This window comes from Antarcticimicrobium sediminis (assembly GCF_004348975.1).
Lineage (GTDB): Bacteria > Pseudomonadota > Alphaproteobacteria > Rhodobacterales > Rhodobacteraceae > Antarcticimicrobium > Antarcticimicrobium sediminis.
The window spans coordinates 33,088-47,039 of sequence record NZ_SMFP01000017.1 but is presented as its reverse complement, the minus strand read 5'-3'; the positions used below and the strand labels follow the sequence as shown (position 1 = coordinate 47,039).

14 protein-coding genes and 1 pseudogene are annotated in these 13,952 nt (G+C 60.1%); 10 read left to right on the top strand and 5 right to left on the bottom strand.

Features of this window, described 5'->3' with window-relative positions; all coding sequences use genetic code 11:
- Window positions 1-134 precede the first annotated feature (134 nt).
- The 4 genes from E1B25_RS18955 to E1B25_RS18940 all read left to right on the top strand — a co-directional run bounded on the left by E1B25_RS18955 (window position 135) and on the right by E1B25_RS18940 (window position 4,236).
- Window positions 135-488 carry a hypothetical protein gene (locus E1B25_RS18955; protein ID WP_132831155.1) on the top strand — a complete coding sequence of 118 codons (354 nt, stop codon included), beginning with the start codon at window positions 135-137 and terminating at the stop codon, window positions 486-488.
- Between the two features lie 72 nt (window positions 489-560).
- On the top strand, window positions 561-1,031 hold the full coding sequence (locus E1B25_RS18950) for a DUF2271 domain-containing protein (protein ID WP_132831154.1): 471 nt from the start codon (window positions 561-563) through the stop codon (window positions 1,029-1,031).
- Window positions 1,032-1,043: 12 nt separating this feature from the next.
- Complete coding sequence (locus E1B25_RS18945) at window positions 1,044-3,251, top strand: PepSY domain-containing protein (protein ID WP_132831153.1); 2,208 nt, start codon at window positions 1,044-1,046, stop codon at window positions 3,249-3,251.
- Window positions 3,232-4,236 carry an FAD:protein FMN transferase gene (locus tag E1B25_RS18940; RefSeq protein WP_132831152.1) on the top strand — a complete coding sequence of 335 codons (1,005 nt, stop codon included), beginning with the start codon at window positions 3,232-3,234 and terminating at the stop codon, window positions 4,234-4,236. The genes E1B25_RS18945 and E1B25_RS18940 overlap by 20 nt, the downstream gene beginning before the upstream one ends.
- Window positions 4,237-4,402: 166 nt before the next feature.
- Here the strand turns inward: E1B25_RS18940 and E1B25_RS18935 are convergent.
- Window positions 4,403-4,567, bottom strand: a pseudogene (locus tag E1B25_RS18935) (aspartate aminotransferase family protein); the annotation flags it as partial.
- Between the two features lie 197 nt (window positions 4,568-4,764).
- Between E1B25_RS18935 and E1B25_RS22245 the strand changes: the two are divergent.
- Entirely contained in the window at window positions 4,765-4,905 is a 141-nt protein-coding gene (locus tag E1B25_RS22245) for a hypothetical protein (protein WP_165937687.1), read from the top strand.
- A 182-nt stretch (window positions 4,906-5,087) separates the two neighbouring features.
- On the opposite strand, the gene E1B25_RS18930 is transcribed toward E1B25_RS22245, so the two are convergent.
- The gene (locus tag E1B25_RS18930; protein ID WP_132831151.1) at window positions 5,088-5,621 is read right to left on the bottom strand and encodes a hypothetical protein; all 534 of its coding nucleotides are present in this window, start codon (window positions 5,619-5,621) and stop codon (window positions 5,088-5,090) included.
- A 423-nt stretch (window positions 5,622-6,044) separates the two neighbouring features.
- On the opposite strand from E1B25_RS18930, the gene E1B25_RS18925 reads away from it, so the two are divergent.
- Complete coding sequence (locus E1B25_RS18925; RefSeq protein ID WP_132831150.1) at window positions 6,045-6,752, top strand: DUF3592 domain-containing protein; 708 nt, start codon at window positions 6,045-6,047, stop codon at window positions 6,750-6,752.
- Between the two features lie 282 nt (window positions 6,753-7,034).
- Here E1B25_RS18925 and E1B25_RS18920 read toward each other — a convergent pair whose 3' ends face one another.
- The 3 genes from E1B25_RS18920 to E1B25_RS18910 all read right to left on the bottom strand — a co-directional run bounded on the left by E1B25_RS18920 (window position 7,035) and on the right by E1B25_RS18910 (window position 9,649).
- A complete protein-coding gene (locus E1B25_RS18920; RefSeq protein ID WP_132831179.1) occupies window positions 7,035-7,379 on the bottom strand; it encodes a helix-turn-helix domain-containing protein in 345 nt (114 codons plus the stop codon).
- Window positions 7,380-7,729: 350 nt separating this feature from the next.
- Complete coding sequence (locus tag E1B25_RS18915; protein ID WP_132831149.1) at window positions 7,730-8,734, bottom strand: murein L,D-transpeptidase catalytic domain family protein; 1,005 nt, start codon at window positions 8,732-8,734, stop codon at window positions 7,730-7,732.
- Window positions 8,735-8,989: 255 nt separating this feature from the next.
- Window positions 8,990-9,649: a cupin domain-containing protein gene (locus E1B25_RS18910; protein WP_132831148.1), complete on the bottom strand. Its 660-nt coding sequence runs from the start codon at window positions 9,647-9,649 to the stop codon at window positions 8,990-8,992.
- 154 nt (window positions 9,650-9,803) lie between these two features.
- Between E1B25_RS18910 and E1B25_RS18905 the strand changes: the two genes are divergently transcribed.
- The 4 genes from E1B25_RS18905 (at window position 9,804) to E1B25_RS18890 (ending at window position 13,951) form a co-directional block, all read left to right on the top strand.
- Entirely contained in the window at window positions 9,804-10,988 is a 1,185-nt protein-coding gene (locus E1B25_RS18905) for a branched-chain amino acid ABC transporter substrate-binding protein (RefSeq protein WP_206338589.1), read from the top strand.
- Window positions 10,989-11,072: 84 nt separating this feature from the next.
- Entirely contained in the window at window positions 11,073-11,993 is a 921-nt protein-coding gene (locus E1B25_RS18900; RefSeq protein WP_132831147.1) for a branched-chain amino acid ABC transporter permease, read from the top strand.
- Between the two features lie 3 nt (window positions 11,994-11,996).
- A complete protein-coding gene (locus tag E1B25_RS18895) occupies window positions 11,997-13,175 on the top strand; it encodes a branched-chain amino acid ABC transporter permease (RefSeq protein WP_206338588.1) in 1,179 nt (392 codons plus the stop codon).
- Window positions 13,172-13,951 carry an ABC transporter ATP-binding protein gene (locus E1B25_RS18890; RefSeq protein ID WP_132831146.1) on the top strand — a complete coding sequence of 260 codons (780 nt, stop codon included), beginning with the start codon at window positions 13,172-13,174 and terminating at the stop codon, window positions 13,949-13,951. The genes E1B25_RS18895 and E1B25_RS18890 overlap by 4 nt, the downstream gene beginning before the upstream one ends.
- The last annotated feature ends 1 nt before the right edge of the window (window position 13,952 follow it).

Here is a 13,952-nt window from a genome sequence, read left to right as displayed (position 1 = left end):
GGCCCTCACTGGCCCCGCCAAATCCGGTGGGGCCTTTTTCCTGACAGCAAGCTGAAGCAAGAATCGCAGCGCCGTCAGGAAGACCTCAGTTGGCGCCCCCAGATTGATCCCAGCAAACAAAAGGAGACCCCGCCATGAAAAAGGCCCTCGCGATTCTGATCGCCTCTACGGCCTTGACCGCCACGATCGGTTTTCCCGCCTGGAGTGCCGCGCGCAACGACGACGACGGTTTTGGCCAGTCCGTCAAGGCGCTGTTCCGATCCGCAACCGACTCGCTGCCTCTGGTGTTCGTCAGCGACAAACATGATGACGATGACGAACATGACGACGACCATCGCCGCCATCACGATGATGATGATGACGACGACGATGATGACTGCGACGATTGCCGCGGCAACGCCCGCAATCCAGCCCCCGCTGGCTCCGTAGCTCCGCCCAAGAACGGGCTATTCGGAAACGGTACCGCGCCCAAAGTTCAGACCAAATGAAGACCGGTTTCGCCGACGGAAAACGCCCGGCGCGCCGTATAACTTCAAGTACTTAGACCGAAAGGACCCCCAATGAAATCCGCCTTCGCAACTCTCTTGCTCACCACGGCGCTGACGTTCCCCGGGCTTGCCATGGCACGCCAAGTCACAATGACCACACAGCTTAGCAATTACGGTGGGGACGGTGCCTATGTTGCGCTCTATGTCACTGACGCCTCCGGGGCCTATGCTGGCAGTCTTTGGATGGCGGGCGGCAAGTCGAAATATTACAAGCACTTGACCGACTGGTATCGGGCGACGGGTGGCGATACCGCGCAGATCAACGGGATCACCGGCGCCAGCGTTGGTGCCGGTCGATCGCTGGAAATCTCGCTTGATCTGACCGATGCTCTGTTTGACGCAGGCTATACCTTGCACATCGACGCGGCGGTCGAGGACATGCGCGACAGCCCGAACGAAGTGGTCGTGCCGCTGACCACAGAGGGCGCAGGAACCCCGGTTCCGGGGCGCCGCTACATCACCAATTTCACCTACGACATGTAAGGGCGCAGGGTCATGATCCGCGCATTCCATCGCTGGCCGGGTCTTGTGGCTCTGGTCCTTGTCACTGTTCTTGCGCTCAGCGGCGCGGCACTGTCCGTCTTTGCGGCGGCAGAACGTCTCGCCGCGCCGCAGGCCGACGCCGGGCTGAGCGTCGCCACGCTGACCGAGCGTATACAGCTTGTCTATCCGGGGGTGGAACAGGTCCGGCGCGCGCCGTCGGGCCGGATCACCGCCTTTTGGTTCGAGAACGGAACCCCCGGCGCCGCCGTGATTGACCCCGCAACGGGACAGGGGGTGGCCTCGGCCGATCCAAACCAGATGGAACGCTGGCTGACGAACCTGCACCGTTCGCTTTTTCTGGGTGATGGCGGTCGCATTGCAATGGCTCTGGGCGCGGCGGCGATGTTGGTGCTGGCGATTTCGGGCACCCTGCTGGTTGCGCGTCGCGCGGGTGGCTGGCGGCGTTGGTTCGCACCTCTGCGTGGGCCACTTGCTGGACGGATTCACGTTGAAATCGCCCGGATCGCCATCTTTGGGCTGATGGTATCATCGCTTACGGCGCTGTGGATGACCGCCTCCACCTTTGATCTGCTCCCCGACGCCAGTGACGGCCCGGCCTTTCCGGCTGCGGTCAGCGGCGCGGTCGCCATGCCGGTGACCGACATGGCGCTGCTTGTGGCCACGCCGGTCAATGAGCTGCGCGAGTTGAGCTTTCCCTATCCCGGCGATGCGACGGATGTGTTCACGCTCAAGACCGATCAAGGCACCGGATACCTTGACCAGGGTACCGGCGAAGTTCTTGGCTGGGCCGATCTGACCGGCTTGGAACGCGTCTCAGAGACCATCTATATGCTGCACACCGGACAAGGCGCGGCGGTTCTGGGTCTGATCCTTGGTCTATTGGCGCTTGGCGTGCCGGTGATGGGCGCAACGGGTGTGCTGATCTGGCTTGCCGGGCGGCGCGCACGGCCCCGCATTCACGGCAACAAAACCGCCGGACAGGCCAAGACGATCCTGCTTGTCGGCAGCGAAGGCGGCAGCACATGGGGCTTTGCGGCAACGTTGCACAAGGCGCTGACGAAGGCGGGTCAAAGCGTTCACGTCGGCCCGATGTCAGCGTTCGCACCGGATCGCTACGCCAACGCCGAACGGATCATCGTTCTGGCCGCGACCTATGGCGACGGCGCAGCACCGGCCTCGGCCAAGGGGTTCCTTGACCGGCTGGAAGCCCTGGGTCATGTACCCGCCATACCCTTGGCCGTGCTCGGTTTCGGCGACCGCAGCTTCCCGGCTTACTGCGGCTTTGCGAAAGCCGTCGCCGCTGCGGCCAAGGCGAAAGGCTGGCCTGAACTCTTGCCGCTCGACACGATCGAGCGTCAGTCGCCGCAAGAATTTGCGCGCTGGGGGCATGCGCTGGGGGATGCGCTCGGGATTGACCTGAATCTTGCCTACCAACCGGTCCCGGCCCCGACCCGGTCCTTGATGCTGAAATCGCGGCGCGACTATGGAAGCGAAGCGCAGGCCCCGGCGGCGATCCTGCGCTTTGCCCTGCCGAAGGTGTCGCTGTGGCATCGCCTGACCGGGCGTGGTTTTGGCCGGTTCAAAGCGGGGGATCTGATCGGGATCCAGCCCGAAGGTTCACCGATGCCGCGGTTTTACTCGCTGGCCTCGGGGCACCGCGACGGTTTCATCGAGATCGTGGTCAGAAAACACGTCGGCGGCCTGTGCTCGGGTCAGCTCATGGCTTTGCAACCCGGGGACAGCGTTCGCGCCTTCGTACGGCACAATCCCGCCTTCCACCCCGATCACAGCCACACGCCATTGATCCTGATCGGCGCGGGCACCGGGATTGGTCCCTTGGCGGGGTTTATCCGCGCCAATCGTCGACAGCGGCCGATCCACCTGTTCTTTGGCATGCGTCAGCGCGACAGCGACTTTTTCTATGGCGATGACCTTGCGGATTGGCAGACCGAAGGACGGTTGACCGACCTGATCACCGCCACCTCGCGCGGCAAACAGCGCCGCTATGTCCAGGACGCGCTGCGCGGCGATGCCCTGGAAGTGACCCGCCTGATCCGGAACGGCGCCCGCATCATGGTCTGCGGCGGGCGCGACATGGCGGCTGGAGTCACCGATGCGCTGGCGGATATCCTTGCGCCCACCGGGCTGACCCCGGCGGCATTGAAAGCAGAGGGACGTTATGTCGAAGATGTCTACTGATCTGGCGCGTCACGCGCTGAACGGCGCGACCATGGGCACCCGCTGGACGGCGCTGTTCCATGCGCCGGATGGCACCGACCCCGCGCCGGTGCGTGCCGCGCTGCAAGTAGCGGTGGATGAGGTCGACGCCCAGATGTCCACCTGGACCCCCGGCAGCGACCTGATGCGCCTGAACGCCGCGCCCGTGGGCCAATGGCTGCCGGTCCCTGCGCGGCTGCTTGACGTGCTGCGCCTCGGGCTTGAAATCGGGCGCGCGTCGGGCGGAGCGTTTGACATCGGCATGGGCGATGCGGTGACGGCCTGGGGGTTCGGCCCCGAAGCCGCGAGCCCTGAGCATATCCGGACCGCGATGAGAGTGGCTCGGTTCAAGGCGCACAACGCCCTGGAGATTGATACCGCCGCCCAGTGCCTCCGCAAAACGGCCCCCATCGCGCTGGACCTGAACGGGATCGCCAAGGGCTATGGCGTGGACCGATTGGCCGCGACCTTGACGGGGTTTGGTATCAAGGCCGGTCTTGTCGGCATCGACGGCGAGATGCGCGCGCTTGGCCTGCGGCCCGACGGGCACCCCTGGACGGTCGCGGTAGAGGCCCCCGCCCCCGAACGCCGTACCCCCCACTCGGTGCTGTCGCTACAAGATGCGGCCGTGGCGACCTCGGGCGATTACCGCCACTGGGTCGAGGTCCAAGGCCGCCATCTGTCGCATACCATGGATCCACGCAAAGGCGCGCCGCTCCTGTCGCCACCCGCATCGGTCACGGTCGTCGCGCGCAGCTGTGCCGAGGCCGACGCCTGGGCGACCGCGCTGATGGTGCTGGGCGTTGAGGCCGGGGGGACCCTTGCGCGGAAACACGACCTTCAGGCGCTTTTTCTCTTGCGCGACGAGGACGCCGGAGTCCGCAGCGTGGCAATCGGCTCCCTGTTTTCCAATACCCCGACAACTTCCCCGGCACCGGCCGCGGCAACTATGCCCGAGACGACGTAAGCGACACCGACCACACCACAGGTGACCGGGTAAAAGCCGCGCGCGTTCTGGTGCCCGTTCTGGTGGAACGTTGTCGGCCTGCGGCGGATCGAACAGGCGCAACGCTCCAAGGCCCCGGTGGCGCGGCGGGCAGATCACGGATTGCCGGGCTGGCAGGTGTCAGACAGACAGCATCAAGATACTCGCGCCCGTTCTGATGCCAGACACTTATCCCCTTTCCTTCGACGATGATGCGGGGGTCTTTGTCCTCAAGCGTCTTGTGCTGGAACAGGTGGTGCCAGACGTGGGCACGGTCGGCGGACACGACCTTCGCCAGATCGTTATCGAGCATGGAGATCTCCTGATTTGCTGCGCCCAGATGGCCACTTCCGCCGGTCGCCTGACAGGTCCAGGTGCAGACATAGGATGGAGCCAGCTTAAAAACTTGTGCGTTAAAAGGCGGGATGCCACAGAACGACCAGCGTCGCCTTGACGCCACCAAGCAACCGACAAATGGGTGAAGGTTCTTCACGAAAGCCCCTAAAAACCATGCTGATTGATTTCCACAAACACCGCGGCGACACGATCCAGAGCCGGCTTCGGCGTTCGGTGATCGAAGCGCTTCACTCCGGGCAGATGACCGACGGGCAGCGTATGCTTCCCTCTCGTCAACTTGCGGAACAACTGTAAGCGGCGCAAAAACCCCATATTTCAATAAAATAAAAGGTTTGAGATACTGTCGTCATCACTGAAAGGAGGTGGCGATGTTGGATGGAACGATGCCGGAAGAGACGAAGGTGTGGGGCTTCACTGTCCCCGTCTCGTCGACTGGCCGGCTAAGGCCCGCAGCCCTTGCTCTGCTGCGGCGCCATCTACTTGGCGGGATATAAGATCGAGAAGCTGCCGCTGACCGTCCGGACCGCGCCACGCTCATCGGTCATCTTGTACAGCGATTTTCGGTAATCGGGCGCGCCTGAAAAGCTGCCCTCGACCAGCACGCCCGCGTCCGACTTTTCATATGTGGTCAAGGTGACAACCGGGTCGTCGCTGTCCACAGTCATCCAGCCGCCCTCAGTCCCTCGCTCGGTGAGTATGATGTCTGCGTCTGTAATCGTCTGAGCGCCGTTCATCGTTAATACGCCGAAACTGACATAGACATTCATGTCTATAGCGCCACCTTTTTCGAGAAACCCATTGACGCTGACTTGATCGAAACTGGGAACGGCTTCGCTCCAGCCCGACTTCGCCCGCTTATTTGTGACCGAAACCGAGAGCAAATAGTCGGCACCATCAACTATCACCGGCATAGTGCCGGTTTCGGTCTGTGCGGCGCAGCCTGTGGCAATAAAGAGGGAGACTGCGGCAACGGCGAGAGGGCATAGATACGACATCGAAAATATCTCCATGAAACGGTTTTTTAGTCAAATGGTGGGCGCGGCCGGTGTCTCTCATGACTTAAATATCAGCCGACAAAAGTTGTTTTCGTCTCTGGCCGGGGCAGTCGTCAGTTGATCGGGCAAACTGAACGGGCCGATGTTGGGGACGACCATCGCCAACCTTCCTGCAGCCTATATCTGCAAGACAGGATAAGTCATGAAAAATATCGATTTCATGCTATGCAGAACAGATTCAGAGGCCGTTTCCCTCCCCTGACAGAGCTTTGCGATGACAAGACACTCCATGATCCATTGGCCTTTTCCGGTCGCGCTTCCGACCTTTCCCACACCTTCCCTGTGGCCAACGGCGTTCCAGTGGAACGCTGGCGTTCGGTGACGCAAACGCGCTGAGCTCCGGGCGACATCTTCCGATTTATTCAAAGGACAGTATTAATGAGTTTTAAAAAGCGGACAGCGGCGGGGTTTTTCTGGCGTGAGCAAGGCTGGGTCTATGGGCTGCTGATTGTTGCGGGTCTTGGCCTTGGGGCCGTCAAACTCACAGAGTATCAAACCGCATCGCGGATCTACAATGAGGGCGTTAATGTCGATGGGCTGGTGACAGGCTTGTGGTCAAAGCCATTGGGAGATGCGAAAACCGGCCCAAGTTATAGCGTACGCTATAGTTTCCCGACACCTGATGACCCCTATACCAATGGTAGCCAGAACGTGAGCAAGACGTTCTACGAGACGCTGATCAAAGACGCCGAGATCGCAGTGCGGTATCTACCGACTGACCCGACAATCAGCGCCGTGGAGCCAGAAACCGTCGCCAGGGCCTTTTGGCTGGCTATGGCCCTGTCGGTGGGGCTGGTGATTGTCGGCTTGGGCGGCGGGCTACATAATATTTCCCGTGCACGCGCCAGTGTCGCCTTGCGTGAAAATGGCGAGGTTCGCACCGCCAAGGTAACGGGCCACATCATCGAAGGCAAAAAGAAGAAAAAAGGTCATATGCTGTGGCGTGATGCCACCGGCGTCAGCGGGCGCACCGTCACGGGCTCACTGAGCGACCTGCTGCCGGTTGGGTCGCAAATCACCATCTTCGCCGATCCCGAATGCCACCAGAAAAGCATTTGGGAAGGCGATATCGGCAGCCGGTCATGACCTCGCACGCCAAGGGGCTTTGCGCCCCAATCAGGGGGCGCGTATTCCGCCGCTGTTTGAAGCTGTCTGGAAGTCTTCGCCCTGCGCCGCACGCCGCCCAGCATTGCCCAGAACGAACGAGGGCGGATCCCCCTGCCGGTCCGCGCACACCGTTGGCGGGGACCAAAGCGAGCCCCCGGATCATGTTTGCCTGCGTCGGGAAGACGCAGATGATCGCAGCGAGGAGGATCTTGGGCGTCATGCCCGAGGCGTGACCTTGACCGGCAAAGTGACTTGCAGCGGCTACTTCTGGATCCCCGGAAGGGATCTGACCAATCCCAAAAACGCTTTGCGTTGCTCGGGTGTCAGCGTTTTGCAGCTTTGGAGGAGATCGGCGTCTTGTGGAGACATGGGCAATTGGTCGATACGACATGAGCTGTCTGGGAAGAAAGATGCAACAGGCTGTTCCAGAGCTTCCGCCGTGGCAAACAAACGTGAGGCGCTAATCCGGTTTGCGCCGGTTTCATATTTTTGCAGCTGCTGGAACTTCACACCGATCGTCCCGGCCAACTGTGTTTGGTTCAGACCCTTGAGCCAACGAAAATGCCGGATCTTTTTCCCGACATGTGCGTCTGTTGGGTGCGTCATAAGCCATTTCTCCATGGTTACAGTCGTGTAAGAGGTCTCGCGACTCCGCGAGAAATCCGCAGGGGCATTTTACCCAGAAAAAAGGACTAAATATGCAGTTGTCGCCAAAAACTGATTTATCCCTGAAGGTGTAAACACCAAATAGGTCGAGCATGGCGGCAAACGACATGTCGTTGCTTGGAAGGGGTTGTTCCACAGCTGGCGTCACGTCGCCGCCCCGAAATTCGTGATGCTGCGGAACAGTCCGTCGAACCAGACATTGGATCATCGTACAGCATTTCAGCCCATGGGAGACCGTTCTGCTGACAGGGTTAACGTGCGACGCGGCGCCAAAGGCTCACACCGCCCCCTCACTTGCAGATCGGCAAGACCAGCGGCGGCTGTTTTGGCAGCGACTGCCGCCATTCATTGATGATCGGCTGGAGCGTTCTCTTGGGCCAGAATTCGGGCACGTGGATCGCCTTTAGACAGGTCGCGTTCCAATAGAGCCCGGCGCGCGTCAGGGACCTGCCCGTCTTCACCGCCTTTGCAACGGCGTTGATGTCGCCAGCTTCAGGATAGATATAAAGCGTCGTCGGGTTCCCCTCCACCAGGGCGAGAATGTCCTCGGACGCGGATTGCGACCAGGTCGTGCAGCCGTTGCTGCGGCCGGCGGTGTAATTCACCAGTTTACCAAAAGGGACATACCCGTCGCTGTCGGCATGAGGGCTGTTCGGGTTCTTGAAGCGGCACTGCCATTTCACGAAAACGGCCGGATGCCCGCCGATGGCCCGCTCTCTCGCATTTTCCGTATCGCCTTCTCCGTCATACAGCAGGAAGGTGCGATGGAAGGGTTCCCTCTTTCCGGATTGGCGGAAATAGCCTTTGAAAGACGTCCTTGTTTCCGCGGTGACATAGGCTCCGCCCATGGTCAGCTTTGATCCCTCCGCGTTGCTGAAGTTCTTCGCGCATTGCCGACCGTTAGAGAACTCCGCGCGCCGCAATTTCCGCCCGTTGCCATAGCCCGACGAAACCGCACGAAACGATTTCCGTGCCTCGCAGATGATGTAAAACCGGCGCCCCGGCTTGCCACCGCGCGCGGCGCTCGGGCGGGTCGCATCCATGGCAAGGTAGCAGGGATTCGTAATCGCGCCTTCGCCTCGTTTGCGCTGGTAAAGCGCCCGTGCCCTTTGCAGGACCACCGGGGCGATCTGGCCCTCGCTTGTGCCGACATGCTTTTGCAACCAGGCCGGAATCTCCGGGGTCTCTGCAGCTGCCTGAAGTGGCCGTGCCCCAAGCCCTGCAGCTAAGAGAAGGACGGCAAAGAGGAGCCGGAGTACGTTCAATGCCAAAGTGAAATTCCCCTGCTGGACCATCCTGCAAGCAAGCATATCACAAATCCCCCCTGTGCAGGAGGCCATGCCTTGGAGGGCCGTCAAGACTGAGACCGCGCGCCCGAGGAACTGAGACTGCGCCCCCGATGCCTCCGATTGTGTCAGGACGACATCAACGACCGCTCTGGGCTCGAACTAGACTTGCGGCCACGGTATTTGCTTGGGCTCTCCATCGCCGCATCCCATGCCAATCAGGCCTTGGGTGCAGCACTCGAAACTCGGGACGCAGCAAGGCCTTCAGAAGGTGGCCGGTGTTGCGACCCAAAGGATTCGCGTCACTCCGTCATCAAGGTTTCGGTAGCGATGCGGCAGGCTTGATGCAAAGAAGAAACTGTCTCCTGCCCCAAGAACATAGCTCTTGTCCGAGACGATAAGTTCAGCCTGCCCCTGAAGTACGTAGCCGACCTCCTGCCCCGCATGCTGGATGTCCCCACCACTTTCTGCGCCGGGTTCGAGCGTATGAATATTGGCGTCCAGCATGAGTTCCGGGAAGGTGGGGGATAGACGTTCCAGCAGAATTGAAGGCCCGGGTGCGTTGCGCTGTACGCGCACGGCCGGGCGATCTTCGGCCCGCATCAAGCTAAGCTCTTCCCTCGGGGCGTCCGAGCCGAACAAATGCACGATCGAGGTGTCCAGCACGGCGAGAACGCGATGCAACGTCCGCAGCGAAGGCGTGGCATGTTCCGTTTCGATCTTGGACAACATCGACGGCGAGCAGCCTACTTTTTCAGCAACCATGCGCAATGTCATGCGCTTGGCCTTGCGCGCCTGCCGTATGCGCGCCCCCAGATCGGAAATTGGAGCGGTGGACCCCGCCACGCTTGAACCGTCGAAGGGCGCGTTCAGGGTATCTTCATCTGACAGGTCGGAGTCGTTATGCTTATTTTTTACACTCATAGCAATGAAAGTTGCCTTATTTCACGTCTTTTTTGAATTTCGTTCACTTTTATGACGGTCCATGTCATAATAAATTGAATGGTATTCAAATTATCTTCAAATCACAACTCTAGGGCAAAAATAGCCATCGACTTGGAACTTCAGGGAAGAAGACATGAAACACAACATCAATCGCGTTCTGCACAGCTTCGGCCTCATGACCACCACGGTCGCCGGCCTCGGTTTTGGCAGCGTTGCTTTGGCCGCGGACACCGTCGAACTGGGCTTCATTGGCCCGTTGACCGGCGGGGTCTCGTCTGTTGGTCTCGGTGGCCGCAATTCGGCCGAACTGGCCGTCGCGTTGCGGAATGCGGACCCGGATTCGAAATACCACTACGAACTCCAAGTGCTGGATGACGAGTGCAAGCCGAATGTCGGCGTACAGGTTGCCACGAAACTGGCGGCCAACAACGACGTGGTCGGCGCGGTCGCCCACTATTGTTCTGCCGTAGCCATGGGGACTGTCGACGTCTACCACCGTTTCGGCCTGCCGATGACGGTCTGGGGCGCGGTGCTGCCGGATATCACATATGGCAACGACTACCCTGAGATCACGCGTGTCAACGGCACGATGATCAACCAGAACGAAGTGGCTGCCAAATTCATGACCGAACAGGGGTACAAAACCTGGGCGGTGATCCACGACACCACGGATTATGGCAAAGGCCACAACAAGTATTTCAGCACCTACCTTGCCGAAAATGGGGGCGAAATTCTTTCCAGCTTCGGGGTGACCTCGGACCAGCAGGACTTCACTGCGGAACTCACGCAGATCAAGCAGGGCAATCCCGACGTGATCTTTTTCGCCGGTTTGACACCGATCGGTGTGCGTGTGCGTCAGCAGATGGACAAGCTGGGCATCGACGCCGTCTTCCAAGGTGTTTCGGGGATCAAATCGGATGCCTTCTTTGACGGTCTCGGTGGCGATCTCGCCGAAGGGTCTTTGACCTTCCTCGAAGGGGCTCCCGCAGAGAAACTGCCGGGTGGGGAATACTTCCTGAGCGAATATGAAAAGGCAGGATATGACCGGTCCCCTGAAGCCTACGGTCCCTTTGCCTTTGCCGCGATGGATTTGTTGATCGACGCGGTCGAAACCGTTGGCCCCGACCGCGAGAAAATCGTCGAATACATGGGCACGGTCGAAAACCACGAGTCGATCACGGGCCCGATCTCGTTCGACGCAAACGGCCAGAACACCGTCGCTCGGATCACCTCTTATGTTGCTCAGGACGGCGCATGGGTGGTCTGGGAAGACAGTGAATACGCCGACGGTACGCGCAGCCTGCCGGGTATGAAATAATAACAAGACACGCATCGAAACCGCAGCCCTGACTGACACTGGCAGTCAGGGCTGCGGCTCTTTGCCGTTCTGGAAGCTTGGATCATGGATTTAGGACTCATCGCTCAATTCCTCGCCAATGGCATCGTGCTGGGTACGATGTATGCGCTCGTCGCTGTTGGTTTCACGTTGTTTTTCGGCGTCCTGGACGTCATCAAGTTCAGCCATGGCGACGTGCTCATGCTGGGCACCTTCGCGGGGTTCACGGTCTGGCTCGGCCTTGAGGCTGTCGGCATTATCAACCCCTGGCTACAACTCGTGGTCGTGCTGATTGCAAGTATGGTGGTCACTGCCGCCGTTGGGGCCGCCATCGCCAAGTGGTTGGTGCTGCCGCTGAAAAAGGCGCCCCCCCTCAATACATTGCTTGTCACGCTGATGCTGGGCACCGCGATCCGCGAGGCCGTCCGCCTGTTCTACCCAGACGGGTCGAACCCAAAGGCCTTCCCTGCCCTCTTGCCCGACGCATCCATAGATCTTGGCGGTTTCGCGCTGCGGGCCGATAGCGTGATCCTTGTGGTCGCAGGTCTTCTGCTGATTGCCGGACTCAACATGATGCTCAACCGCACCCGCCTCGGGCTCGCCATTCGCGCGGTTGCGCAGGATGAGGAGACGGCACAGATCATGGGCATCAACTATATGCTTGTGGTTCTGGCCACCTTTGCCATCGGGTCTGGCGTCGCGGCCTTCGCAGGGGTGATGAACGGGCTGTATTACAACGAAATCAACTTCGGAATGGGGTTGCTTCTGGGGCTGATCGGCTTTTCCGCCGCGATCGTCGGGGGGCTCGGCAATCTCTATGGCGCGATCCTTGGCGGCTTCCTGTTTGCCGGGCTTCAGGTGGTCGGCTCCGCGCTGCTGCCCTTTGCCTCCGCCTACAAGGACGTGTTCGCCTTTGCCGTGGTCATCGCGATCATGGCTTGGAAGCCGACCGGCCTTATCCCTGAACGTGCTAGCGAAAGGGTCTGAAGAATGACCGATATTGTCATGTCTCCCCCGGTCCGACGCGCAGGCTGGATACCGGGCATTGCCACCGTGGCCGCTGTTGCCCTTTATGGCTGGGCGATTCTGAGTGCAGAAGAAGATTGGCAGGTGCTGGGTTTGCTCGCGCTCGCCGTGATTGCCACCGTGATCGGAATGGTCTCCGGTTTCGGGCGGAGTGTTCAGGCCTCCTGGGCCGCACATGAAAGCAAACTGAATGGTGCTGCGCTGATCGGCATAGTGGCGGTCATCGCGGCACTGTCGACGCAGCATTTCCCATTGCTGATGCTCAGCACCATGTTGCTCTATTTCACCGCGTCGCTGGGGATGAACATCCAGTTCGGATACACGGGCATGGTGAATTTCGCAGGCGCCGCCTTTTTCGGTGCGGGGGCCTATACCGCTGCTGTCATGGGCAATGTCGCCTGGTTCCCGCCACTCCTGACCCTTGTCCTGGGCGGCGTGGTGTCGATGGCGCTAAGCCTTGTGCTGGTTTTTCCGATCGTGCGCACGACCGGGCACTATGCCGCTGTCGTGACCATTGCTTTCGGCGTGCTTTTCAAGACCTTTCTCGAGGTCAACGAAATCCTCGGCGGGCCGCAGGGGTTGATGGTCAGTTCCATGCGCCTGCTGGGGTGGGACTTTATGGACAGCCCGCAGATCGGCGGCATGAAGCTGTCCTTCTACGTCAACTATGCCCTGCTTTGCACCGCCCTTGCCGCGCTGGTCTTTATCGCTGTGCGGCGGCTTGAGCGCAGCTGGCTGGGGTTGCATATGGACGCGGTCCGGCTGGATGAAACCGCTGCGGCCTGTTTCGGCATCTCGGTCAAAAAGACCAAGATCCTCGCCTTCTTGTCCGGCAACATGATCCTTGGTATCGCGGGTGCGCTTTACGGCATGATGATCAGCTTCATCGCGCCCAGTTCCTTTACCTTTTCCGACAGTCTTCTGATGGTCTCCATGGTGCTGCTCGGCGGAATGGGAAGCCCTTGGGGCGGGGCCCTGGCTGCGGCCATCGTCATCCTATTGCCCGAAAAGCTTCAATTCCTTCAAGAATACCGCTTCCTGTTGTTCTCGGTGCTGGTAATTCTTGTGCTCCTGTTCCGCCCGGACGGGCTTCTTCCTCGTCAAATTCGCAACTACTTCCCCGGCGCGAGGAGCCGACAATGACAACCTCCCCTCTTCTCGAATTTACCGATCTGACCAAACGTTTTGGGGGGGTTACCGCGCTGGACGCCTTCTCCATGCATCTCGACCGAGGTGAGATCCTTGGACTGATCGGGCCAAACGGCTCGGGCAAGACGACCAGCTTCAACCTGCTGACGGGCATCTACCCGGCGACGGCGGGGACCATCCGCTTTGATGGGCAGGAGATCACGAACGCAAGCCCCCGGCAGGTCTATGAGGCCGGGATCGTGCGGACCTTCCAACGCTCGCGGCTTTGTCTTGAATTGTCGATTTACGACAATATCATGATTGGCGACACCTCTCGGCTGTCCCAGGGGCTGTGGGCGAACCTCGTCAAACGCAACAGCTTTCGTGCGGAGTTCGACGCAAGTTTCCAGAAAGCGCGTGATCTGGTCGCGACCTTCTCCGGGCATCTCGCAGATCGTATGTTCGAACCGGTAGGAACACTGCCGATGATCGAACGCCGCCGCATCGAGATTTGCCGCGCCTTGGTCTCCGCGCCTCGCTTGTTGCTGCTCGATGAACCCTCTGCCGGCATGACCCATGACGAAACCGACCAGCTTATGCGCGACATCCTTGACGTGCGCGCACGCGGGAACGGGCTGTCGATCATTATCGTCGAGCACGAAATGGGCGTGATCGAGCGGATCACCGACCGCTGTGTCGTATTGAGCTACGGGCGCAAGATCGCAGACGGCACCTATGCCGAAGTGGCCTCGGATGCCGAGGTCCAGAACGCATATCTGGGAGTAGACTGAG

Excerpts from the sequence above, each read along its gene's own strand:
- E1B25_RS18945 (WP_132831153.1), top strand. The coding sequence starts at position 1,044 with ATGATCCGCGCATTCCATCGCTGGCCGGGTCTTGTGGCTCTGGTCCTT.
- E1B25_RS18890 (WP_132831146.1), top strand. The coding sequence starts at position 13,172 with ATGACAACCTCCCCTCTTCTCGAATTTACCGATCTGACCAAACGTTTT.
- E1B25_RS18900 (WP_132831147.1), top strand. The coding sequence starts at position 11,073 with ATGGATTTAGGACTCATCGCTCAATTCCTCGCCAATGGCATCGTGCTG.
- E1B25_RS18955 (WP_132831155.1), top strand. The coding sequence starts at position 135 with ATGAAAAAGGCCCTCGCGATTCTGATCGCCTCTACGGCCTTGACCGCC.
- E1B25_RS18910 (WP_132831148.1), bottom strand. The coding sequence starts at position 9,649 with ATGAGTGTAAAAAATAAGCATAACGACTCCGACCTGTCAGATGAAGAT.
- E1B25_RS18940 (WP_132831152.1), top strand. The coding sequence starts at position 3,232 with ATGTCGAAGATGTCTACTGATCTGGCGCGTCACGCGCTGAACGGCGCG.
- E1B25_RS18950 (WP_132831154.1), top strand. The coding sequence starts at position 561 with ATGAAATCCGCCTTCGCAACTCTCTTGCTCACCACGGCGCTGACGTTC.
- E1B25_RS18905 (WP_206338589.1), top strand. The coding sequence starts at position 9,804 with ATGAAACACAACATCAATCGCGTTCTGCACAGCTTCGGCCTCATGACC.
- E1B25_RS22245 (WP_165937687.1), top strand. The coding sequence starts at position 4,765 with ATGCTGATTGATTTCCACAAACACCGCGGCGACACGATCCAGAGCCGG.
- E1B25_RS18920 (WP_132831179.1), bottom strand. The coding sequence starts at position 7,379 with ATGACGCACCCAACAGACGCACATGTCGGGAAAAAGATCCGGCATTTT.
- E1B25_RS18915 (WP_132831149.1), bottom strand. The coding sequence starts at position 8,734 with ATGGTCCAGCAGGGGAATTTCACTTTGGCATTGAACGTACTCCGGCTC.
- E1B25_RS18930 (WP_132831151.1), bottom strand. The coding sequence starts at position 5,621 with ATGGAGATATTTTCGATGTCGTATCTATGCCCTCTCGCCGTTGCCGCA.
- E1B25_RS18925 (WP_132831150.1), top strand. The coding sequence starts at position 6,045 with ATGAGTTTTAAAAAGCGGACAGCGGCGGGGTTTTTCTGGCGTGAGCAA.
- E1B25_RS18895 (WP_206338588.1), top strand. The coding sequence starts at position 11,997 with ATGACCGATATTGTCATGTCTCCCCCGGTCCGACGCGCAGGCTGGATA.